The organism is Rhizobium grahamii (assembly GCF_009498215.1).
Classification (GTDB): Bacteria; Pseudomonadota; Alphaproteobacteria; order Rhizobiales; family Rhizobiaceae; genus Rhizobium; species Rhizobium grahamii_A.
In genome coordinates, this window is sequence record NZ_CP043499.1 from 801,078 (window position 1) to 822,165 (window position 21,088).

Genomic DNA, 21,088 nt, shown 5'->3' on the forward strand with positions numbered 1-21,088 from the left:
CAACGTCTTGAGTGAGGAGTCATCGGGTTAGTTAGGAGCGCGCGAGAAATTGCAAAGACGGCATGCCCGGCTCTCGGAAATTCTGGCTATGATCTCGAAATGCTATCGTGCAGGCAGAGGGTGGCCAACTGTACGAAGGTGTACCTTCGGACCGTTCCGGTACGAACGGTGGTAGATCTCCAGCGATCACAGCGCCGTGGCGCCGAGTTGACGGCCGAGCTCCACGATTTTCCTGCCGGCCTCGATTCGCTCGCCCTCATATGCCTTCAGCGCGGATTGCAGGTTTTCCGCCTGCCTCAGATGGTTTCGCAGAGACATCACATCGCCAGCTGCCTTGGAGACACCCATGGCGGTGTGCGGGCGCGCGATGAAGGCGGCATCGCCGACCAGCGCGGTGGCACTGCCAACCATATGTCTCGCCTCATAGTCGAAGATCGCCTGGATCGACGGGGTTGGCTCGGTGTCGACGGCCATGGCGAATGGTGGTGGCAGCAGACGATTGGCATCGACGTGCAGGAGCTTCCGGGCGGTACCAGACCCAGTTATACCGGCGCCGCCCTTGGCTGATTTCGCCGTCGGGACCTGGAACCAGATACCCGAGCATGTGATTGCCCGGCGCAATATAGAACGCGAAATCACCAGCAAGGACCGAGGCCGCTTTTGGCAACCGGTCTTCAGCAATGAGCCCGCGCCATGCAACATAGCCGGCATAGTTGTTCCTGGTGTCGCGATTGATCGCCGCGCGGACGGTTGAGCCGATACCGTCCGCCCCGATGACGAGATCCGCACTTTCGGCGCTCCCATCGTCGAACTCGAGCAGGGAATAGCCCGCCTCTTCGCGCACGCCGACGACCGGCTTGCCAAGCAAATAGGCACCTGGATCGAGCCGAGCGGCGACGGTCGAATAGAGCAGGTCCCACGATATCTGTGTTTGAGGAATGCGGGCCCGCCGGGCGATCGCGCCCGATCTCTCGAACCAGATGCGATCCTGCGAGACCACGCCGAACGTCGCCAGATGCTCGACGCCGATTTCCCGAAGGATGTGAAATACCTCCTGCTGCGGCACGAGGCCGGCTCCCCTGCCGGCAAAGCCGGAAGAGGACCGTTCGTAAACCTTCACGTCATGCCCGTCGCGGGCGAGAAGAATTCCGGCAAAGAGGCCCGCGAGCGAACCGCCAACGATACGAATACGGAGAGGCTTCATCTCGATCTCCTTAGTGGGCGGGCTGGGTCTTCGGACGAGCGTGCTCAATCACGCGGATCGCCAACGCCACCAGACCGAGGACGCCGCCGAGAACACTGACGCCAACCCAACCCTCGTAGCTCCAGACGGTGGAGGCGAGTGCAGCGCCCGCGGCGCCGCCTAGGAACATGGCTGTCATGAAGATGGTGTTGAGGCGACTGCGGGCCTCCGGATCGAGGGCGTATACGATGTGCTGGTTCGAGACCAAGGCGCTCTGAATGCCGAAATCGAGAACGATAACCCCGATGACGAGGGCGATCAGCGAACTCCAGAAGCCGAACATCAGCCAGGCTGCGATCGTCAGGATTGTGCCCAGCCAAACCACGAAATGCGGGCCCTTGCGATCCGCGACCCTGCCGGCCAATGGGGCGGCAAACACTCCGACAGCCCCGACGATGCCGAACAGGCCGGCAATATCCGCGCCAAGGTTGAACTTGGGCGTTGCGAGGTACAGCGCCAGAACGGTCCAGAATGCGGTGAAGGAACCGAAGAGTGCCGCCTGCATCAAGGCTGCGGTTCGCAGCGCAGGCTCGCGCTTCCAGAGGTGAGCGAGAGACCGCAGGGCGTTACGATAGGCCATCCGTGACGTAGGCGCATGATCGGGCAGCGTCAGGAACATCAGGCCGGACGCGCCGAGTGCCATTGGAACACCGAGCCAGAACATTTCTCGCCAGCCAAAGTGCTGCCCGACGAAGCCCGACAGGGTTCGGCTAAAGAGGATTCCGGAGAGAACGCCCGCCATGACGGTGCCGATCGTCGAGCCCCGTTTTTCAGGCGCGGCAAGAGATGCGGCAAATGGGACAATCTGCTGGGCGACCGTCGAAGCGGCGCCGACGATCAGGGATGCAATCGCGAGTGCCCAGGCCGTGGGCGACAGCGCGGCCACCACCAGGGCTGCGGCCAGAATGATGAATTGTCCGATGATCAGCTTGCGACGATGGACGATGTCACCGAGCGGGAGGAGCAAGAGGAGCCCAAGAGCATAGCCCAACTGCGTCGCTGTGGGGATAAAGCCGGTGACCGGTTCGTGGGCGAAATCCGCCTCGATAATACCGAGCATCGGCTGGTTGTAGTAGATATTGGCGACGGCGATGCCGCTTGCAGCGGCCATCGCGAAAAGTGCCGGCTTTCCCAGCCCCGCCTTGGGTTTGTGGGCATGTTTGGCGTTGATATCCATGGCTTTCACCTTCGTTGGATGAGGTCTGCGAGATATCTAGCTTTTTACCTTGAATGGATTTAGTGGTCTTGGATGTTCTGCCTCTATAACGGAATTCGATATAATGAACACGGATGACGTTCTGGTCTTCACGACGGCGGTCAATGCAGGGAGTCTTGCCGAAGCAGGCAGGCGGTTGGGCATCGGCCCGATGGCGGCGAGCCGACGACTGGCCGCGCTCGAGGACGCTTTGGGCGTCAGGCTTCTGCATCGTACGACGCGCTCGATTTCACCGACCCCCGAGGGGGAAACGTTCCTGCCGTTTGCGCTGGCCCTGGTCGAGAACGAGGCGGAGGCAAAGGCGCGTCTGCGATCGTCCGACCGCGGCGCAGCAGGATTGCTCAGGGTCTCCGTGCCGGTGTCCTTCGGCTTGAAGTTCGTGGCTCCCTTCATCCCCGACCTGCTGAAAGAAAACCCCGAGCTTCGAATATCGCTGGATCTGACGGACAGCCTCCCCGATCTGATCGCAACCGGGGCCGATCTCGCGATCCGGATTGCACGGCTTCGGGACAGCAGCCTGATCGCACAGAAGATCGCGGACAATCCGCGCGTGCTTGTCGCAAGCCCGGATTACCTTGCACAACGGGGCACCCCCGCTTCGGTCGACGGTCTGACAGCCCACGACTGCCTTCCGCTCCGCGGTGCCACCCATTGGACGTTCCAGGAGGGTGGAGCCGAGAGACACATACGTCTGAACTTCCGTTTCACCAGCAGCAGCATTGAGGGATGCCACGCAGCAAGCATCGCCGGCGGTGGTATCGCACTGCTGTCGTTGTGGAATGTGTCTGACGACATTCGGGAAGGCCGCCTTGTTCCACTCCGCCTGCAGGGAGCTGAACCCGAAGTCATCGGTATCTGGGCTGTTTATCCGACGACGAGGCTTGTCCTTCCCAAGGTCCGCACCTTTATCTCTGCTCTGAGATTACGCTTGGCGACCGTCACGGATCTCTTGCCGGAGGCGGATTGAGTTTGTGCGGTCGTGCCAGGCAACGGGATCGGTGATGTCACCCGTCAGATAGCGGCCGCCGGAAGCTGGTCTCGCGCGGCTGGCCTGCGATACTCTGCTCGTGAAGCAGCTTTGACGCGGCGCCACGCGCTTGGCGTGCTTCCGGTCATGCGCTTGAAAATTCGGGAAAGGTGGGCCTGGTCCGCAAGGCCGCAATTCAGCGCGATCTCGCAGAGCGGAAGGTCGGTGTTCAGCATCTGCTCCTTGGCGTGCTCGATCCGGCGTTCCATGACATAGGCATGCGGCGGGAGCCCGAAGCTCGCCTTGAACGCCACTGAAAAGTAACTCGCGCTGAGCCGCGCGACCGCAGCAAGCTCGCCCAGCGAGATCCCGCCATCGATCCGGCTCTCGATGAATGCGCGGAGTTTCGCGATCTGCCACGCCGCAAGGCCGCCACTGGATGGCGCCCTCAAGGTTACCGCCCGCTCACCTGCCGGCCGGAGTAGCGTTGAAGCTCTTTTGACGAGATCGATTGCTGAACTCTCGTCATCGTCAATGCATCCGAGAGCGTCGAGCAGCAGACGAGAAATTTCCGTCGACGTTTCCGCAGCGATTCCGAAGCCGGAGATGGGGGATCCGAGGCCGACACTATTGGATTGCATAACCGATCTCCTGCGCAACATCGTTTTTCGATGCGGTGATCATGGCCGACAGGCCCTCTGCGCGGAATCCTACTGAAATCTAGTTCCTACCAACCTCCGGCGTGCATGAGACATACCTAGGTATAGGCCACCACCAGGGACCCCGATCTCCCAGCATCAAGCGATCCGTCAAAGCATCCGCGCATACGGATGGTCGGCGATCCCAGCGCCGCACTCAAATATAGTTGACTAGGAAACCATGCCGATGTAGTTTCCTAGTCAATAAAATGGAGTGCACGCATGCAATCGCCCTCGGACCTGCCGAAGCACACCGGGTATTGGATGAGAATGGTCTCAAATGCCGTGTCCCACGACTTCGCGCGAAAGATCGCGGCGGAAGACGTGACGGTAGCGGAATGGGTTTTCATGCGTGCCCTCTATGATGAAGAGGCGTTGCCCCCTTCCGCCCTTGCCGCGAAGATGGGGATGACGAAGGGCGCGATCAGCAAACTGGCCGATAGGCTTGTGTCGAAAGGGCTGATCGCCCGCGCCGAGCACGAGACCGATAGGCGCGCGCATAGTCTTTTTCTCACGTCGGCAGGACGAGAGAAAGTTCCCCGTTTGGCGTCGTTGGCCGACCTCAACGAAACCGAGTACTTCGGCCTGCTCACCGAGAAGGAGCATGCCGCGCTTGACCAGATACTGAAGGCGCTGGTCGAGAGGCGCGGATTAGAGACTATTCCGATCGATTGATGCCTCGCTGATTTCAACAGCCCCACGCATAAAGGAGAACCGCCATGGACGCGGAGCGTATTTCTGTTGCCCAGATCTGCCTGGAAGCCGCGCATGACGGCAGCTTGAGCTTCCCTGCGATCGTCGGGAAACTTCTGGAGGCCGGATTTGAAGGATATGCGGTCGACTACCGCCGCAACATCCAGACCTACTATCTGCCGGAGGGCGACAGCGTCACGCTTGAGATGAGTACATCCCAAGGCGCCGTCGAAGCAGCGTTCGCACCGCGAGAAGTGGAGCGTTTGGTCCGTTGGGCGCAGGCGAATGGGCCGGACTACAGCTACAGATCCTTCTGCGAGCGCGTGAAAGAGGCCGGATGCGCGGGGTATCTGGTCTCGTTCCTGGGCCGTCGTGTCGTCTATTTCGGCCGGACGGCCGAAACCCATGTCGAACACTTCCCGAATTGAACCGAGGTCTCGGGCGTCTTCGGTTACCCATTCGATCAGTGGGCGCGCGCCTTTGCGGGACGGACCTTACCGGCCTTCCTGCGAACCAGATCGAGAAGAACCGTCAGTGTTGCCAACACAGTTACGATGGCGACGCCAACGTCGACCGCAAACGCCAGTCCGATCGTGGTCGCGATTTTCCCGAGTGAAAGTGCGACCACGGCCTGCGCCAGGTAAGCCACCAGAAACAGGGCCGAAAGCGTAGTCGCCCAATGCGTGACGGGTGCGTGCGTGTTGATCAACGACAGGCCACCCAGCAGCAATAGGCTGTATGCCGAGCCCGATCCCACCTGCGCGACTGTGTAGACCGCAAGCGAATGCGTGACCGTCGCTGTCGCCAACAATGTCGCGGAAATGGCGGCGATGACCGCCCCTGCCAGAAGCACCCGCGTCGCGCTTTGGCCACGAGCCGGCGCGGTTGCCACCGCCGATGCGAGAGCAAACAGTGCGATCGTTCCTCCATTCACCAATGCATTCGAAGACGACACGACATCCTTTGCGACCTGCGCGCCGAGCGACAAGGTCATGGACCCCAGGACATAGGATGACGTCACCGCAGCCGTTGCCGTGACGAACGTCGCGAACAGGCCGTTGGGAATTGACGGAACCTTGGGTCTCCACACGCCTGCCGGGCGCGAAGCCGTGTGATTTGGCAGATGCCAGGTCGCTGCCATCAACAGTAGCAGGACACCCGTCAGCACCGCGAAATTCAGCCGCGTTGGCAGCGGAGCATATTCTATGAGCGCTCCACCGATCAGTGCAGCCGCCATCATTCCGATCGCCTGGGCGGCTGCCGTTGCGCTCCCAGCCTGGGATGTCTTGTGCGGCGCGCTGAACTCCACGACTGCCGCGGCCGACGGACCGGCCGAGAGGCCAACCCCGACGCCCATGAAGGCTCGACCAACGAAGATCCAGTCGACATCGGGCGCAACAGCGAAGATGAACGCCCCAGTCGCGGATGCGAGCAGCCCGAGCAGCATGGTTTCGCGTCTTCCGATATAGTCGGAAAGGTTGCCGAAGAGAACGAGAACAAGGACGACAAAGACCGGATAGATCGCGAATATCGCTGTTGTCGCGAAGGTCGTCAGGTGCCATTCCTGCGCGTAGAGAGGGTAGGTCAGCGTGGGAGCCGCACTGGTCCAGATCGTGTGGGCAACAACGGCTGCTGCGACCAGGAAGCTCGCCTGCCGGCCAAATACCATTCGTCTCATTGGATTACGTCCTAACGCTTGTGAACTTATAGGCCGCGCCGATTTTCTCGATCCGTCCGACGCCAGGATATGACCAGTGGAATCCGAGGAGCTTCGCGTTCTCCCGAGCAGCACGATCGAGAAGCGCGATCCGGGTCTGGCGCGCCTGGTCCTTGTCCATGTCGAAGCCGAAACTCCAGGTCGGATGCTCAAAGGACACAATCTCGCTGGCAGCCGCATCCACGGTCACGATCAACGGAACCTCGCCCTCAAGACGCAGCGAAATATGGCCGGGCGTGTGCCCCGGCGTCGCCAAAACCGAAAGCCCGGACACGACCGCGTCACCATCCTCCAGGAGGGATACCCGGCCGCTGATCGCAGCGAAGTCACGGCGAGCAGCGCTCACGTAAGGCCGCCTGTCGGCCGGAAGCGCATCCGCATGAGGCCCCATCCAGAAACTCCATTCGGCGAAGCCAACGACGTAGCGGGCATTTGGAAAGCGAAGCGATCCATCCTCTCGCGTCACGCCCCATAGATGATCGGGGTGGGCATGGGAGAGCACGACGATCGTGACATCGGAACTGTGAACGCCGACGCGATTGAGATTTTCCTCGAGCCGACCTTCGCTCGATTGGACGCGGTTCCCGGCTCCAACGTCTATGAGGATCACATCCTCGCCGGTGACGATGAGCGGTATGTTCGACTGCGCCTTGGCCAGATTGCCTTCACCACCAAGCCGGGTGACGATATCGGCCCGTTCTCCGGCATTAGCCTCGGGCGCAAACATCTCACCGGGCAGCGTCAAATGACCGTCGGACAAGACGGTAACGTCGAACTTGCCGTGCCGAAAACTATGAAATTCTGTCGTGTTCTGAGCCATGATCAACTCCTGTCTGGTGCGACAGATGTCGTTCATGGTGCGCTGCAATTAAACTTACGATTTTGGACTGCGGGCGTTCAGAAACGTTCGGCGCCGTTCAGGCGCTCTAGCAAGAGGCAGGGGGCGCTCATCGCGTCGCGAGATGATGGACCGCAAGGTCCACGAAGGCGCGCAACCGCCCGAGCCGCTTCAAGTCTCGATGATACCCCATCCAGATATCACGTCCCGGAGGAGGTTCGCCGACTTCCAACATTCGCAGCCCAACCTGCTTGTCGCCGACCGGTCGCGGCAGCACTGCCAATCCCACGCCTGCGGCGCACATCTGCGCTTGGACGTTTCGATTGTTGGATCTGAGGGTGATCGACGCCTTGGGAAAGAGCGACCTCAGCCAATCGATATCGGCGAATGCGCCGAGGGAATTGTCCATGATGACAAGCGAATGCCCCGCCCCGTCGCCAAGCTTCGGCGAAGGGAGATCTCTTGCGATGTAGACGCCGTAAGGCATAGCGATCAGCCGTCGCTGGATCACATCGGCCTCGGTGAATTCCTCGATCCTGAAGGCGACATCCGCCTCCCTCTGGGCGAGGCTGAAGAGCCTTGTGCCGGTGAGCAGTTCTGTATCGACCTCGGGATGAAGGCGCGCGAATTCGGCGATCACGGGCGGCAGCACCCAGGCGCCGAACCAATCGGGCGACGTCACGCGAAGGGTTCCGTTCAACCGCATTGCGCCACCAGCGAGACGGCGCTCGAGGGCGAGCGCCGTCTCTTCCATCTGCTCCGCGATCGAAAGCGCGGCTGTCCCCTCCTCGGTCAGCACGTAACCGTCGGCCGTGCGCTGGAATAACGTCTGGCCGGTTGCCTCCTCTAGCGAGCGCAGTCGCCGTCCGATCGTCGGGTGGCTCAATCCGAGGGTCTTTGCGGCACCTCCGAGCGTGCCGGCGCGTGCCACCGCGAGAAAGATGCGAACGTCGCTCCATTCCATTTTCAGCGTACCCTCAAGCTGTTCCGCCGGCGCGACGGAGCGTTACGGCTGAGTAGCGCGTTTATGGTTACGCTGCGAGTGGAAACCACGCGTTTGCCGATGCCGCTCAGGGATGGTTCAGTCGATGCCTCGCAAGATCAGATCGACGCCGGCAAGAAATTGCGCCCGGTCACCGTGCTCCACCAGCTGCGTCGCGATGCTTTCCAGGAACAGAAGCGGCTTTGAGCTATTGTTCGCCCAGCGATCGATCAGCATCGAGAGCGCACCCTGCCCATTGAGCATCGGTGGACCGCACCCCTGGAGTGACGCTGCTTGGCGACACGGCTCACCTGATGCCACCGTCGGGCGACGGAGCAAACATCGCCATGTTCGATGGAGCCGAGCTGGCGAAAGCAATTCTGGCACATCCCGATAACCCGGAACTCGCACTCGCCACCTACGAAGAGCTAATGTTTTGCCGCAGCCATGCAGCTGCGGCTGATGCACGGGAGGTCGTTGATCTATGCCTTGGCGATAAGGCACCTCACAGTCTTGTCGATTTCTTCGCACAACCCCGTGGCATATCGTAAAATCTCCGAGTGTCGCCTCCAGATCGAGGCCGGACTACGGCCAGAGCGGCTCCTTGAGCCAACCGCTCTTCGCCTTGCGATATCGAAGCCGTTGATGAAGCCGGTCTGGATTCCCCTGCCAGAATTCGACCTCATGTGACATGACCATAAAGACCGACCAGTTGGGCGCGACGATATCAGGCGTCTCGGCGATCCGCCGAGCCTGTGCCTCAACTGCAAGATCGAGTTCGCGGCGAGACGACAGGACCTCGCTTTGACGACCGACCAAGGCGACGGCGCGCGCAGCGGTGGATCGCCGTCGGAAGTCAGAGTTCCGCTCAGCCTCCGGCGCAGGTAAGGCGATGCCTCGGATCCGGACTTGGCGCCCAAGCTGCTGCCAATAAAACGTCAGCGCAACGTAGGGATTTGCGGCGATCTGTCGGCCCTTTGGCCCGGCGTCCGTCGTCGCGAAGTGCCAGCCGCGATGGTCGAGATTTTTCAGTATAAGAACGCGCGCGTCCGGCGCCCCGCTTTCATCGACCGTGGACAAGATCATCGAACGCGGCTCCCTGACCCCGGACTCGATCGCCTCCCGAAGCCAGATCGAGAAGAGATCGCATGGGTCGTCGCACGTAGCATCAAGATCGAACGGCGGGAACGGGCCCGAAAGTGAGGTGAGTGATTGAAGTTGATCCTTCATGCACATGTCTCTCATGGCCTTGCCACGAAAAGTCTCAGCGATCCCTCGAAAAAGGGCTGCGTGCGTAGTGCGCCGTATCGCGCATCCCATGTTCCGTTCGCGAGATCGCGGCCAAGCTCAGCCACGAAGCGATCGCCGACACTTGCATCCACGAAGCTCCAGGCGGAATTGGCAAGTCGCGCACCCGGCTCAAGCAGACGTTCTGGCCGGCCGTAATAGGCCTCGCCAAACCCATCGACGCAATTGAGAGGGATCGGCACCGGGAGAATCTCCACCGGTCCGCCTAAGGCCTCGGCGATGGCATCGGGTTCCGGATAGCGCCGGGCCTCCACGGCAATCATCTCAGGTGCATAGTCGTTCAGCCAGCAGCGATGCAGTTCCTTCGGATCACAGGAAAGAACAACGACCGGGCCACGCGTGACGCGCCGCATCTCCCGGAGACCGGCCCTCAAGTCGGACCACTGATGGATCGTAAAAGTCGCCATGCTGGCGTCGAAACTCTGGTCGGCGAAAGGAAGACGTTCGGCGACGGCATCGGTCGCCGAGGGCAGGTGCGCCGGCCTCTGCGCGCGCATCGAGGCCGAAGGTTCAACGGGCGTGACCTCGCGGTCAACAGGCTCGTAGGAACCGGCCCCTGCCCCGACGTTTAGGACTGTTCTGGCATCGCCGAGTGCGCTCAAGATGAAGCTCGCAATGTGCGGGTCGGGTTGGCGGTAGGAGATGTAACCTTTCCCGATCACGCCGTAGTTGGCATCACCCGCGCTGCCGTCATTATGTCTGTTGCTCATCGCTTTTTCCTCGCTTTAAGACGCGTTTATGCTGCCGTGGGAAATGTGTTCTCCCCGGCCAAAATGTTCCAAAACCGAAACTACTGTTCTCGATGCGGATAAAAAACACTGGAATTGCAATGGCGGAAACCGATATGATCGAACAACCAATGTTCCTAAAAGTCACATGGCGAGAAATATACCTTCTCTCAACGCGCTCCGCGCCTTCGAAGCTGCAGGCCGTCACGGTCGAATGACCCTCGCCGCGGACGAGTTGAACGTCACCCATAGCGCGGTGAGCCGGCAGGTTCAGCATCTCGAGGAGGTGCTGGGCGTTCCTCTCTTTGAGGGACCAAAGAACAGGCTCCGGTTGACCGAGGCCGGAGCAGTGCTTCTCGCAGGCCTTAGTGGCGCGTTCGACCAGATCGACGCGTCGGTTCGTGCAGTCGCCGATACCGAGGCTGGGTCGATCGACGTGTCGTGTCCGGGAACCTTCACGATGCGCTGGCTGATCCCCCGGCTATATCGCTTTCAGGCCGAGTACCCTCAGATAGACGTGCGTCTGACGGCATCATCGCGTCCCGTGGATTTCGGCCGGGATGGTTTCGATGTCGCAATCCGGGTTGGCGATCCGCCATGGCCGACAGGCGCGGAGGTCATCCCGTTATTTCCCGAGCAGACGGGCCCAGTCATGGCGCCGACCGTTGCAACGTTCGAGGGAGCCGCACTCCTTCATACGCGAACACGGCCCCGTGCATGGGAAAATTGGCTCGCGCGGTCGCGAGCGGCACCGTGGATCGGGCCCAAAGTCGACTATGAGCACTTCTACTTCATGCTCGAAGCTGCAAGGGCGGGATTGGGTGTCTGCGTGGCGCCATGGCCCTACGTCGTCGATGACATCAAGGCCGGGCGGCTGAAAGCACCACAGGGCTTCATCGACAGCGGCCATCAGTACGTGGCCCTGAGGCGTGCTCGGCGCAACCGAAAGGCCAGTCTGTTTTGTGATTGGCTGGCAAACGAAGCGTCACAGTTTTCCAGTTCAGAACCGGCTCCCTCAGCGTGACACAATCACGACAACCACCCGACCTCACCGGAAATCGCGGTAGCAAGGCTTGACGGTCGCGGTCGCTGCGTCATAAGTGGCCACGACGGTTCCCCGAGAATGACTTCAACGGGAATAATAGGGAACACGGTGCGGAAGACCCCAAAGGGACCAAGACCGTGGCTGCCCCCGCAACTGTAAGCGGCTTGCCGATCATCCTCGGGCCGGAGGGCCATGCCACTGCGACTATCGCGGGAAGGCAGATGACCGACACATATCCGTGAGCCAGGAGACCTGCCGTCAATCACGATCCAATCAGCCGGGCGGGGATGCCCGACAAGGAGCAGACATGATTGACCAATTTTCCGACCACCTGCGACACGCCATCCGTCTCGATTGGACGATCCGCCGCTAGCACTTTTTCTTTCGTCGCCGCCGCAATGTCTTGCGCGTCGACACCGCTAGCTCCTTCTTTCCAATCAGAGAATTTCCTATGCGATATCTTTTGCAGACTCTTTCCCTTGCGCTCGCGCTCGTCGGTACTTCCGCGCCGGTGTTTGCCGCCACCCAATACCCCCTCACCGTCAACAATTGCGGCCAGACGCTGACCTTCGCCAAGCCGCCGACAAAGATCGTATCAATCGGCCAGGGCATGACCGAGGTCCTTTTCTCGCTAGGGCTCGCCGACAAGATTTCAGGAACGGCCGTATGGGTCGGCCCGGTTCTACCGCAATATGCCGATGCCAACAGCAAGATCAGACGCTTGGCCGAAAACGATCCGAGCTTCGAATCCGTGGTTGCCGCTGAACCGGATTTGGTCGCTGCCGAATTCGAGTGGCACGTCGGGCCCCAGGGTTCAGTCGGTAAACGCGAACAGTTCACCGACCTCGGCATCAACACCTACATCGCGCCGGCCGATTGCGTGGCGAAGATTAACGCGGACGGCGGCGATGGCGTGCGCAAGGAATTGTTCACGATGGACCTGATCTATCAGGAGATATCAGAACTTTCCGAGATTTTTGACATCAAGGATCGTGGCGATGCCCTGATTGCCGATCTGAAGAAGCGGGAGGCCGATGCGGTCGCTTCTCTGGGGCTCGTGCCAGGCAAGAACCTCCCTGTCCTCTTCTGGTTCTCCAGCAAGGAGGTCAAGGGCGATGCCTTCATCGCCGGCAAGAACAGCGCTCCGGCCTACATCCTGAAGACGCTTGGCGCCCGCAACGTCGTTGCGACCGAGGAGGAATGGCCGCTAGTGGGGTGGGAGACGATCTCCGAGGCCAACCCCGCAGTCATCGTCATCGCCACGATGGACCGCCGGCGCTATGCTGCGGATGACCCTGCGGTGAAGATCGACTTCCTTGAAAGCGATGCGGTGACCAGGGAACTCGACGCGGTCAAGAACAAGCGCTTCGTGATGATGGACGCGCAGTCGATGAACCCGACGATCCGGACCATCGACGGCATCGAGATCCTGGCGAACGGCATCAAGTCTTTCGGCCTGTCGCAGTGAGCGATATCGGTTCAACGCATAGCAGATGGTGGGCGTATGGCGCGCTCACCGTCGCAGCCATCCTGGCGCTCGGCTTCGTGGTCAGCCTTGCCGCGTCCATCGGTGAGATCGCGATACCAGTCGATACGACGGCAAAGGTCGTGTCGAACCGGCTCTTTGGAACCGCCTTCGAGCTGAGCCGCATCCATCAGGGCATCGTCTGGGATTACAGGCTCAGCCGCGCGTTGGTGGCGGCAAGCACCGGCGCCTCGCTGGCGCTCAGCGGCGTGATCCTGCAGGCGCTCTTGCGCAATCCGCTTGCCGAACCCTACGTCCTCGGCATCTCTGCAGGGGCGTCCACCGGCGCGGTTTCGGTCATGATCCTTGGCCTGGGCTATGGCGTGCTGGGGCTATCAGGCGGAGCCTTCGTCGGCGCCGTCATTGCCTTCCTGCTGGTGGGTGTGCTGGCGACCGGAGCGGGAGGCACCAGCGAGCGGATTATCCTTTGCGGCGTGGCGGGCTCGCAACTCTTCAACGCGCTGACGTCCTACATAGTAACTACCTCGGCCAATGCCGAACAAGCCCGCGGCGTACTGTTCTGGCTGCTTGGGTCGCTGAGCGGTGTACGCTGGCCAGATGTCTATCTCTCGGTGCCAATCACCGTCATCGGCTTCGTCCTCTGCCTCGCTCACGTTCGCGCACTCGACGCCTTCGCTTTCGGCAGCGACGCGGCGGCGGCCCTCGGGATTGCCGTGCGCAGGGTGCAGTTCACCCTCCTTGGCGTCACGGCAGCGATGACCGCCGGCGTCGTCAGCATGGTCGGCTCGATCGGTTTCGTCGGCCTCGTCATTCCGCACGCCGCCCGCTTCCTCGTCGGCCCCTCGCATAGGCGACTGCTGCCCGCGACCGCGTTCGGTGGAGCTATTTTCATGGTCGGCGCCGACATTGTCTCGCGCATCATCATCCCGCAGCAGGTGCTGCCCATTGGTGTTGTCACCGCTCTGTTCGGCGCGCCTGCCTTCGCCGTCATCCTCTACCGCGTGCGGAGAAGCGCATGAGCATCATGGTCGACAAGGTTACCTATGCCGCCGGCGATACGCTCATCGTCAATGGCGTCAGCATGGCAATCGAAAAGGGAAAGGTGCTCGGCCTGCTTGGGCCGAACGGCTCTGGCAAATCGAGCCTGTTGCGCCTCATCTGTCGCCTGCGGCAAGTGAGGAGCGGCGTCATCACGCTCGGCGACGACGATGTCTCCAAGCTTTCTCGCGCGACCCTCGCGCGGAGGATTGCCTTCGTAGAACAGCAGTCGGCGACGGATATGCAAATCACCGTGCGGGATGTCGTGCGCCTTGGGCGGACTCCGCATCGCGGTCCATTGTCGGCCTGGACATCTGATGATGACGAGGCGGTCGCGACAGCCCTCGCCCGCGTCGATATGACCGAGCGCGCCGGCCAGCTTTGGCACACGCTATCGGGCGGCGAACGCCAACGCGTGCATATCGCCCGAGCCCTGGCGCAGACGCCGAGCGAGCTGCTTCTCGACGAGCCGACCAACCATCTCGATATCCAGCATCAACTCGAGATCCTGGCTCTCGTCTCCAGACTTGGGCTGACGTCGATCGTTGCGCTGCACGATCTCAATCTCGCGGCGATGTTCTGCGATCAACTCGCTGTCCTGCAAAAGGGCGCCGTCGTGGCAACGGGCTCGCCTGCGGAGGTCCTGACGGAGGATATCATAGCGGGCGTTTTCGGTGTCCGCGCCCATGTCGAGAAGTCGGCAGTTCATGGTCGTCCGCACGTCCAGTATCTGATCGGCTGACAAACCCGTATCGCTGCTGGAAATCATATCGGCGGACAGGTGACCACGGCCCGTCGTAGTTTGGGGTGCGCCGCGCCGTGGTCTGCTGAGAGATTCGTATTTCAGCGCGTGTTGAACTAGAACCTGACGACAATCCCGCAATCCCCCAAATCTAAGGGAATGCGGCATCATTCGCGGTGACCTGCCGGAAAACAGACAAGCGATTTCCCACAAATTGCCTGCGCCATGCCGAGGAGCGGCTTTGCGGATCAACGGGATGCAGGGCAGTGATCCTTTAGAGTTCGGATCTTTTCCGAAGCGTCCTGAAGATCAAAACCGGTGCTATAGGCCACGTCGGCGTCGACAGAGAACATCGTTGCGAAATGGGCTCCCGAAGTGAGAGCGGTCAAAAACCGCGGCTGCGTCGACAAGACGAAGCTCCTCATATCTGAACGGGAACCTGAGAGCTTGACGGTCTGTTTGAACCGCCCGATCTCGAAACGGGCTGATCGCAAGCCCATATCGCCAAGCGTTGGATCCGAGATCTCGAACACCAGGCCGCTCTTCTTGTCGCAACGGACCATGTAGCAGACCGGATTGTCCGCATCATCCGTCGAGCATGTCCCGACCGCGCCACTATGCGCACCTTTCAGTTGGACCCACGGCGCCGGCGGCTCCGTCTCCTGGGAGAGTGCAGGCGATGCCAACGCAAGGCCCGCGCCCAAAGCTATCCCGAACTGAAGCAAGCTCATCGCGCTGTCTCTCCCCACGGCCTCGGTGACGAGACTAATCCAGAGCCGGGACCGCAATCAAGGACAGCGCTTCCAAGCGCCGACCGCATGACAATGAAGCTTATTGGCGACGGCGCCTCAACTGGACCACCCCGCACTCAAACGGGGTGCTGTTGCACGCTGAGGCCTCCGTCGACCGTCAGGCAGGTGGCGTTCATGAATGGGCATTCGTCGGAGGTCATGAAAACGGCCGCCATAGCAATCTCTTCGGGTGAAGCGATGCGCCCGCCGGGATGAAGCTTCATTGTCTCGGACTTGGCTGCCGCTGGATCAGGGAAGCTGTTCCAGTAGTCGATCACCTTCTGGGTGGCGACGTAGCCGGGCGCCAGGGCGTTCACCCTGACGTTTCTCGCCGCATATTCCAGACCCAGCGACTTCGTCATACCGAGCAAGGCGTGCTTGGCGAGAGGATAGGGAAAGGTATGCGGAATAATGGTGAAGGCATGCGTCGAGGCGATGTTCAGGATCACGCCGCCATCACCCGCAAGCATGCCCGGAAGAACCGCCTTGCAGCAGTTCCAGGCGCCCTTGAGGTTGATATCGAAGCAGCGATCCCACTCCTCGTCGCTGGTCTCGAGCGGTTCGGAGAAGACGTTTACTCCAGCATTGTTGACCAGCGCGTTGATCGGGCCGATCTCATCGGCCGCTTGGGCGACCGCTGAGGCAATCGCCGCTCCATCCGTGATATCGGCAGCGCGATAGCCGACCTTGCCACCCGTCCGCCTGAGGGCCTCGGCCTCTCCGGCAAGCAGCGTCGCATCGCGATCGATGAGGAACAATGCCGCGCCTTGGCGCAGAAACTCTCCTGCGACGGCAAGACCGATGCCTTGCGCGGCGCCTGTCACGAATATTCTTTTACCGTTCAGTCGTCCGGACATATCAGTGCCCACGCTCACCACTCCGCGAAACTTCCGTCGCTGTGCCGCCAGATCGGATTGCGCCAGCGATGTCCTTCCTTGGCACGCTCGATCACGTACTCTTCATTCACCTCGACACCCAATCCCGGCCCCTGCGGAATGCTGACAAAACCGTCGGCATAGTGGAACACCTCCTTGTTGGAGATGTAGTCAAGAATGTCGTTGCCCTTGTTGTAGTGAATGCCGAGGCTCTGCTCCTGGATGAAGGCGTTATAGCTGACGGCATCCACTTGCAGACAAGCAGCAAGGGCAATCGGTCCAAGCGGGCAATGCGGCGCCAATGCCACGTCATAGGCTTCCGCCATGGTGGCGATCTTCCGGCATTCCGTGATGCCGCCGGCATGCGACAGATCGGGCTGCAGGATATCGACATAGCCTTCGGAGAGGATGCGCTTGAAGTCCCACCGCGAATAGAGCCGTTCCCCGAGCGCGATCGGCGTCGAAGAGTGATTGGCAATCTCCTTCAGCGCCTCGTAGTTTTCCGACAGCACCGGCTCTTCGATGAACAGCAGCTTGTAAGGCTCGAGTTCCTTGGCAAGTACCTTCGCCATCGGCTTGTGGACGCGACCGTGGAAGTCGACGCCAATGCCGATGTAGGGGCCGATCGCTTCGCGGATCGTCGCGATGGTCTCGACGGCCTTCTCGACCTTGTCGTAGGTGTCGACGATCTGCATCTCCTCGCAGCCATTGAGCTTGATCGCCTTGAAGCCGCGGGCGACAACGTCCTTCGCGTTGTTGGCGACGTCAGAGGGACGATCGCCGCCGATCCAAGAGTAAACCTTGATCTTGTCGCGCACCTGGCCACCGAGCAGCGAGTGAACAGGTTGACCGAGCGCCTTGCCCTTGATGTCCCACAATGCCTGATCGATGCCTGATATCGCGCTCATGTGGATCGCGCCGCCGCGGTAGAAACCGCCGCGGTACATGACGTTCCAATGGTCCTCGATCAGAAAGGGATCCTTGCCGATCAGGTAGTCCTCGAGTTCGTGGACGGCGGCCTGAACTGTGAGCGCCCGACCTTCCACGACCGGCTCGCCCCAACCGACGATGCCTTCGTCCGTTTCTATCTTGAGGAACAGCCAGCGTGGCGGGACGATATAGGTGGTCAGCTTGGTGATCTTCATGGGGATTATCCGATCATGCGAGAATGAGGTCGGCCGCCTTGGCGGCAGCGGCGAGAACGGCGGCGTTGGTGTTGCCGCTGACAATGGTCGGCATAAGCGACGAGTCAACCACTCTGAGACCACGCGTGCCGCGTACCTTGAGGTGGCTGTCGAGAACGGCGTCCCGGTCGCCGTCATGGCCCATCTTGCAGGTGCCGACGGGGTGGTAGCCGGTCTTGACGGTGCGCCTGCAGTGATCGGCGATCGCCTCGTCGCTGGTAACATCCGCACCAGGGAAGATTTCCTTGTCGATCAGATCACGCATGGGCGTCGCCGCAAGTACCGTCCGGGCAAAGCGGAAGCCCGCCATCGTCGTCTTCAGGTCATCAGGATGAGCGAAGATCTGCGTATCGACGATCGGATTTTCAAAAGGATCCTTTGACGCCAGCGTCACCGATCCGCGCGCCTTCGGCCGCAGGAGCAGCGAGTTTATGGTGACGCCGTCTCCAGGTTCCGTGCCCATGACGTCGCGGTCGAGATAGACTGTCGGCACGCAGAACATCTGGATCGTGGGTTCGTTGTTGTTGCCCTCGGGATCGAAGAAGGCACAGGTCTCTACGCCAGTGGTCGAGACCGGCCCGGTCTTGAACAGAAGATACTGCAGCCCGGCCTTCAGCATCGGCCAGCCGCGGTCCTGTCCATAATAGCCAAACGAGCCTTTGGTGGTCGCAACCACCGGGCACTCATAGTGGTCCTGCAGGTTCCTGCCGACGCCCGGAAGCGCGACCTTCACGCCGATGCCATGCCGCGCGAGCTCGTCCTCGGGACCAATTCCCGACAGCATCAGGAGCTTCGGCGTCTGATAGGCGCCGGCGGCGACGATGACTTCGGCACCAACTGTTGCCGATTTCCGGCTGCCATTGACGACGTAGTCGACGCCAACTGTCCGATCCCCTTCCATCCGAAGCGCGGTGACCGTTGCGCCGGTTTCGACCGTCAGCAGCGGATTGTCCATGACGGGTGCAAGGAAGGCGTCCACGGCGCTGCAGCGGCGATGGGTCTTCCAGTCGATCGTATGCTGCATGAAGCCGACGCCAAACTGATGGGCGCCGTTGAAATCAGGATTGTAAGGGATACCCATGCCCTGCAGCGTCTTCACGTAGGTTCGCGTCATCGGGCTGGTATGCCCGAGATGCGAAATCTTCAGCGGGCCGCCTACCCCGTGATATTCGCCGCCGAGATGATCGTTGTCTTCCTGTCCCTTGAAGTAGGGAAGCATGTCCCGATAGGACCAGGCGCCATCATTGTTTGAACCAGGTCCCGTGATAGCCTTGTTCCAGCGATCGAAATCGGCAGCCTGGCCGCGCATATACACCATCGCATTGACCGTGCTGCCGCCGCCGAGCACCTTGCCTTGCGGCACGATCGGCCCACGACCGTTCAATTGCGGCTGCGGCGCGGTCTGATGCATGGTGAGGTACGTGTCCTTGGCCAGGAACTTCATGTAGCCCGCGGGAAAATGCATGATGGGGTTGGCCTTGGCGGGCCCGCGCTCGAGGAGCAGCACGCGTGCCTTTCCGCGCGTCACAAGCTCGGCAGCAACGACGCAGGCCGAGCTGCCGCCACCAACAATGATGTAATCAAATCCGCTTGCTGCAGACATTCACTGGTCTCCGCTGACCTGATTGGAAATGCTCCGTGGGCGCAGGCATATGCGTCCCGAAAGGCTTTCACCGGGCCGAAGAACCCGGAGGTCGCCAAGACCCGGAAGATTGTGTCCGTTCGCCAGATGCGACATCGGCTCGAAGCAGAAATAATCCCGCTTGAACGAGGGATCGAAGACGGTATCCGAAACGAACACGAAGGCGTGCTTGAAAAGCGCGTCAGCCACCAGATGAACTTCCGTATCCCGTTCCGGCCAAGTGACAATCGCCTCGCCGGACCAGTCCTCGAAGCCGTTGTCGACCCAGCGGTGTGGAAGCGGGCTTGGCGAACCGAAGTCGAGATCGCCGGGAATATCCGTCCGTTCTCCAGGCAGCCAGCCCTCCACTTCCGTCCAGAATTTCCGGGCCGGCGCAAACAGCGTCGTCTCGGGCGTCATCGGGAAGTAGGGATGCCAGCCGAGGCCGAATGGCAAGGCCTGCTCCCCGCGATTTTCAACCGTAAGCGAAAGCTCGAGGTGATCTTCGGTAAGTGTGAAGCGCTGGATCGCGTTGTAACGATAGGGGGTAGGACCACCCTCATGGCTGAAGCTCAGTTCCACCGAGCTATCGTTTTGCGTCACCACGTCCCATTCCGAGGTCCACCCCTCACCGTGAAGATAATGGCGATCCCATTCTGTGTTCGGTGAAAAGCGATAATCCACGCCCTCGAAGACGAAGTGATTGTCCTTGACCCGGTTGCCGAAAGGCACCAGCGGGTAGCAGGAAGAGGACAAGGCATCCGCGTCATCGGACGTCGCCGGCCGCAGCAGCGGCACCCGTTCACCCTCTGCTTCTCGCCAAAAGCCGAGGATGATGCCCCCTTTCGTCGAAACACGAGCGCTAAGCGGACCCGCCGTGAGGTCGATCACCGTCATCGGCCTATCGATCCTTGTTGCGAGACATGCTGCGCTTGATCGCCTGGATGTTGGCGAGCACTGCAATGACGATGATGAGACCGCGCACGACCTGCTGGAAGAAGGGATTGATGCCCAGCAACACCAGGCCATTGCCGATCAGGGTGATGACAAGCACGCCAAGCAGCGTCCCGAGCATCGATCCCCGGCCGCCGGAAAGCGACGTTCCCCCGACCACGACCGCTGCGATGACATCGAATTCGAGACCGGTCGCAGCCGTCGCATTGCCCGAACCGAGGCGCGAGACGAGCAGGATACCCGAGATTGCGGCCATGGCGCCGGCAATCGCGAAGAGCCCCACGCGGATCTTCGCAACGGGGATGCCGCTCAGGAACGCTGCATGAGCATTACCGCCAACTGCGAAGACCGAACGGCCGAATGCGGTCTTGCGGCTGACGAAGGCGAACACGGCAAAGAGAACGAGCATGATGATTGCTGCCGGCGGCACGCCGAGGACCGAGCGATCGAGCGCATCCAGCATATCGTTGCGTCCGATCGAAACCGGCAGGGCGTCGGTTACGAAAAGTGCCGTGCCACGGAGCGCGCTCCACAGACCGAGCGTTCCGACAAAGGACGGAACATCGAAATAGGCGCGCAGGATGCCGGGGATCGTACCAAGCAGCGCACCGACGACGATCGCGAGCGCAAAGGCAAGCGGCGTCGGCACACCCCATTGCAGGAAGAAGGACAGCACGACCGAGATGAAGGCGACCATCGGACCGACGCTGACGTCGATCTCACCGGAGATGATGATCAGGGTGGCGGCCCAAGCTGCGATCCCGATGGTCGCGGCATCGCGCAGGATGTTGATCTGGTTGTTGAACGACAGGAAGCCATTCGCGGTCGATGTAAAGACGACGTAGAGAACAACGATCGCAACGAACAGGCTGAGCTCGTTCATATGCTGCGACAGGTTGAAGGTCGACTTGTTGCTATTGTTGGAAGAGGACGGCTTGACCGCCTGATCGAGTGACATCTGG

Annotated in this window: 21 protein-coding genes, 2 pseudogenes and 1 riboswitch; of the genes and pseudogenes, 8 read left to right on the plus strand and 15 right to left on the minus strand. The window is 60.9% G+C overall.

All coding sequences use genetic code 11. The annotated features are described in order from the left end of the window. Positions 1-186: 186 nt before the first annotated feature. Positions 187-1,204, minus strand: a pseudogene (locus FZ934_RS22575) (FAD-dependent monooxygenase). 10 nt (positions 1,205-1,214) lie between these two features. Further along, a complete protein-coding gene (locus FZ934_RS22580) occupies positions 1,215-2,420 on the minus strand; it encodes an MFS transporter (protein WP_153273102.1) in 1,206 nt (401 codons plus the stop codon). Between the two features lie 103 nt (positions 2,421-2,523). Between FZ934_RS22580 and FZ934_RS22585 the strand changes: the two genes are divergently transcribed. Next, the gene (locus FZ934_RS22585) at positions 2,524-3,426 is read left to right on the plus strand and encodes a LysR family transcriptional regulator (RefSeq protein ID WP_153273103.1); all 903 of its coding nucleotides are present in this window, start codon (positions 2,524-2,526) and stop codon (positions 3,424-3,426) included. A gap of 44 nt (positions 3,427-3,470) precedes the next feature. Here FZ934_RS22585 and FZ934_RS22590 read toward each other — a convergent pair whose 3' ends face one another. Then, complete coding sequence (locus tag FZ934_RS22590) at positions 3,471-4,067, minus strand: helix-turn-helix domain-containing protein (protein ID WP_153273104.1); 597 nt, start codon at positions 4,065-4,067, stop codon at positions 3,471-3,473. Positions 4,068-4,346: 279 nt separating this feature from the next. On the opposite strand from FZ934_RS22590, the gene FZ934_RS22595 reads away from it, so the two are divergent. Next, the gene (locus FZ934_RS22595) at positions 4,347-4,799 is read left to right on the plus strand and encodes a MarR family winged helix-turn-helix transcriptional regulator (protein ID WP_153273105.1); all 453 of its coding nucleotides are present in this window, start codon (positions 4,347-4,349) and stop codon (positions 4,797-4,799) included. Positions 4,800-4,843: 44 nt separating this feature from the next. Then, positions 4,844-5,245 (plus strand): DUF1398 domain-containing protein, encoded by a 402-nt coding sequence (locus tag FZ934_RS22600; RefSeq protein WP_153273106.1) that lies wholly within the window; start codon positions 4,844-4,846, stop codon positions 5,243-5,245. Between the two features lie 35 nt (positions 5,246-5,280). Here the strand turns inward: FZ934_RS22600 and FZ934_RS22605 are convergent, their stop codons facing one another. From FZ934_RS22605 to FZ934_RS22620, 4 genes are all read right to left on the minus strand, one after another. Beyond that, on the minus strand, positions 5,281-6,495 hold the full coding sequence (locus FZ934_RS22605; protein ID WP_153273107.1) for an MFS transporter: 1,215 nt from the start codon (positions 6,493-6,495) through the stop codon (positions 5,281-5,283). A 4-nt stretch (positions 6,496-6,499) separates the two neighbouring features. After that, positions 6,500-7,354: an MBL fold metallo-hydrolase gene (locus FZ934_RS22610; protein WP_153273108.1), complete on the minus strand. Its 855-nt coding sequence runs from the start codon at positions 7,352-7,354 to the stop codon at positions 6,500-6,502. A 127-nt stretch (positions 7,355-7,481) separates the two neighbouring features. Next, a complete protein-coding gene (locus tag FZ934_RS22615) occupies positions 7,482-8,336 on the minus strand; it encodes a LysR family transcriptional regulator (RefSeq protein ID WP_153273109.1) in 855 nt (284 codons plus the stop codon). A 117-nt stretch (positions 8,337-8,453) separates the two neighbouring features. Continuing rightward, complete coding sequence (locus FZ934_RS22620) at positions 8,454-8,618, minus strand: hypothetical protein (RefSeq protein ID WP_153273110.1); 165 nt, start codon at positions 8,616-8,618, stop codon at positions 8,454-8,456. Between FZ934_RS22620 and FZ934_RS22625 the strand changes: the two are divergent. After that, positions 8,604-8,905: pseudogene (locus tag FZ934_RS22625) on the plus strand (FAD-dependent monooxygenase); the annotation flags it as partial. The gene FZ934_RS22620 and the pseudogene FZ934_RS22625 overlap by 15 nt on opposite strands. A 34-nt stretch (positions 8,906-8,939) precedes the next feature. Here the strand turns inward: FZ934_RS22625 and FZ934_RS22630 are convergent. Then, positions 8,940-9,584 carry a pyridoxine/pyridoxamine 5'-phosphate oxidase gene (locus FZ934_RS22630; RefSeq protein WP_153273111.1) on the minus strand — a complete coding sequence of 215 codons (645 nt, stop codon included), beginning with the start codon at positions 9,582-9,584 and terminating at the stop codon, positions 8,940-8,942. An 11-nt stretch (positions 9,585-9,595) separates the two neighbouring features. Beyond that, entirely contained in the window at positions 9,596-10,372 is a 777-nt protein-coding gene (locus FZ934_RS22635; protein WP_153273112.1) for a class I SAM-dependent methyltransferase, read from the minus strand. A 166-nt stretch (positions 10,373-10,538) separates the two neighbouring features. On the opposite strand from FZ934_RS22635, the gene FZ934_RS22640 reads away from it, so the two are divergent. From FZ934_RS22640 to FZ934_RS22655, 4 genes are all read left to right on the plus strand, one after another. Next, the gene (locus FZ934_RS22640; RefSeq protein ID WP_153273113.1) at positions 10,539-11,414 is read left to right on the plus strand and encodes a LysR substrate-binding domain-containing protein; all 876 of its coding nucleotides are present in this window, start codon (positions 10,539-10,541) and stop codon (positions 11,412-11,414) included. A gap of 69 nt (positions 11,415-11,483) precedes the next feature. Continuing rightward, a riboswitch (cobalamin riboswitch) is annotated at positions 11,484-11,709 on the plus strand. Positions 11,710-11,886: 177 nt separating this feature from the next. After that, a complete protein-coding gene (locus tag FZ934_RS22645; RefSeq protein WP_153273114.1) occupies positions 11,887-12,903 on the plus strand; it encodes an ABC transporter substrate-binding protein in 1,017 nt (338 codons plus the stop codon). Beyond that, positions 12,900-13,940: a FecCD family ABC transporter permease gene (locus FZ934_RS22650; RefSeq protein ID WP_246738022.1), complete on the plus strand. Its 1,041-nt coding sequence runs from the start codon at positions 12,900-12,902 to the stop codon at positions 13,938-13,940. The genes FZ934_RS22645 and FZ934_RS22650 overlap by 4 nt, the downstream gene beginning before the upstream one ends. Continuing rightward, complete coding sequence (locus FZ934_RS22655) at positions 13,937-14,701, plus strand: ABC transporter ATP-binding protein (protein ID WP_153273115.1); 765 nt, start codon at positions 13,937-13,939, stop codon at positions 14,699-14,701. The genes FZ934_RS22650 and FZ934_RS22655 overlap by 4 nt, the downstream gene beginning before the upstream one ends. Positions 14,702-14,949: 248 nt before the next feature. Here the strand turns inward: FZ934_RS22655 and FZ934_RS22660 are convergent, their stop codons facing one another. From FZ934_RS22660 to FZ934_RS22685, 6 genes are all read right to left on the minus strand, one after another. Continuing rightward, a complete protein-coding gene (locus FZ934_RS22660; RefSeq protein ID WP_246738023.1) occupies positions 14,950-15,432 on the minus strand; it encodes a hypothetical protein in 483 nt (160 codons plus the stop codon). 137 nt (positions 15,433-15,569) lie between these two features. Then, on the minus strand, positions 15,570-16,349 hold the full coding sequence (locus tag FZ934_RS22665) for an SDR family oxidoreductase (RefSeq protein WP_153273996.1): 780 nt from the start codon (positions 16,347-16,349) through the stop codon (positions 15,570-15,572). Between the two features lie 14 nt (positions 16,350-16,363). Then, entirely contained in the window at positions 16,364-17,512 is a 1,149-nt protein-coding gene (dgoD, locus tag FZ934_RS22670; protein ID WP_153273116.1) for a galactonate dehydratase, read from the minus strand. Between the two features lie 13 nt (positions 17,513-17,525). Next, entirely contained in the window at positions 17,526-19,154 is a 1,629-nt protein-coding gene (locus tag FZ934_RS22675) for a GMC family oxidoreductase (RefSeq protein ID WP_153273117.1), read from the minus strand. After that, positions 19,155-20,069 (minus strand): aldose 1-epimerase, encoded by a 915-nt coding sequence (locus FZ934_RS22680; RefSeq protein WP_153273118.1) that lies wholly within the window; start codon positions 20,067-20,069, stop codon positions 19,155-19,157. 4 nt (positions 20,070-20,073) lie between these two features. Further along, positions 20,074-21,084 carry an ABC transporter permease gene (locus tag FZ934_RS22685; RefSeq protein WP_153273119.1) on the minus strand — a complete coding sequence of 337 codons (1,011 nt, stop codon included), beginning with the start codon at positions 21,082-21,084 and terminating at the stop codon, positions 20,074-20,076. Positions 21,085-21,088: the final 4 nt, after the last annotated feature.

Bases quoted from the DNA above. Each gene is read 5' to 3' on its own strand.
- FZ934_RS22610 (WP_153273108.1), bottom strand. From the start codon at position 7,354: ATGGCTCAGAACACGACAGAATTTCATAGTTTTCGGCACGGCAAGTTC.
- FZ934_RS22600 (WP_153273106.1), top strand. From the start codon at position 4,844: ATGGACGCGGAGCGTATTTCTGTTGCCCAGATCTGCCTGGAAGCCGCG.
- FZ934_RS22580 (WP_153273102.1), bottom strand. From the start codon at position 2,420: ATGGATATCAACGCCAAACATGCCCACAAACCCAAGGCGGGGCTGGGA.
- FZ934_RS22605 (WP_153273107.1), bottom strand. From the start codon at position 6,495: ATGAGACGAATGGTATTTGGCCGGCAGGCGAGCTTCCTGGTCGCAGCA.
- FZ934_RS22660 (WP_246738023.1), bottom strand. From the start codon at position 15,432: ATGAGCTTGCTTCAGTTCGGGATAGCTTTGGGCGCGGGCCTTGCGTTG.
- FZ934_RS22620 (WP_153273110.1), bottom strand. From the start codon at position 8,618: ATGCTCAATGGGCAGGGTGCGCTCTCGATGCTGATCGATCGCTGGGCG.
- FZ934_RS22630 (WP_153273111.1), bottom strand. From the start codon at position 9,584: ATGAAGGATCAACTTCAATCACTCACCTCACTTTCGGGCCCGTTCCCG.
- FZ934_RS22675 (WP_153273117.1), bottom strand. From the start codon at position 19,154: ATGTCTGCAGCAAGCGGATTTGATTACATCATTGTTGGTGGCGGCAGC.
- FZ934_RS22585 (WP_153273103.1), top strand. From the start codon at position 2,524: ATGAACACGGATGACGTTCTGGTCTTCACGACGGCGGTCAATGCAGGG.
- FZ934_RS22665 (WP_153273996.1), bottom strand. From the start codon at position 16,349: ATGTCCGGACGACTGAACGGTAAAAGAATATTCGTGACAGGCGCCGCG.
- dgoD (WP_153273116.1), bottom strand. From the start codon at position 17,512: ATGAAGATCACCAAGCTGACCACCTATATCGTCCCGCCACGCTGGCTG.
- FZ934_RS22685 (WP_153273119.1), bottom strand. From the start codon at position 21,084: ATGTCACTCGATCAGGCGGTCAAGCCGTCCTCTTCCAACAATAGCAAC.
- FZ934_RS22595 (WP_153273105.1), top strand. From the start codon at position 4,347: ATGCAATCGCCCTCGGACCTGCCGAAGCACACCGGGTATTGGATGAGA.
- FZ934_RS22635 (WP_153273112.1), bottom strand. From the start codon at position 10,372: ATGAGCAACAGACATAATGACGGCAGCGCGGGTGATGCCAACTACGGC.
- FZ934_RS22655 (WP_153273115.1), top strand. From the start codon at position 13,937: ATGAGCATCATGGTCGACAAGGTTACCTATGCCGCCGGCGATACGCTC.
- FZ934_RS22615 (WP_153273109.1), bottom strand. From the start codon at position 8,336: ATGGAATGGAGCGACGTTCGCATCTTTCTCGCGGTGGCACGCGCCGGC.
- FZ934_RS22590 (WP_153273104.1), bottom strand. From the start codon at position 4,067: ATGCAATCCAATAGTGTCGGCCTCGGATCCCCCATCTCCGGCTTCGGA.
- FZ934_RS22645 (WP_153273114.1), top strand. From the start codon at position 11,887: ATGCGATATCTTTTGCAGACTCTTTCCCTTGCGCTCGCGCTCGTCGGT.
- FZ934_RS22680 (WP_153273118.1), bottom strand. From the start codon at position 20,069: ATGACGGTGATCGACCTCACGGCGGGTCCGCTTAGCGCTCGTGTTTCG.
- FZ934_RS22640 (WP_153273113.1), top strand. From the start codon at position 10,539: ATGGCGAGAAATATACCTTCTCTCAACGCGCTCCGCGCCTTCGAAGCT.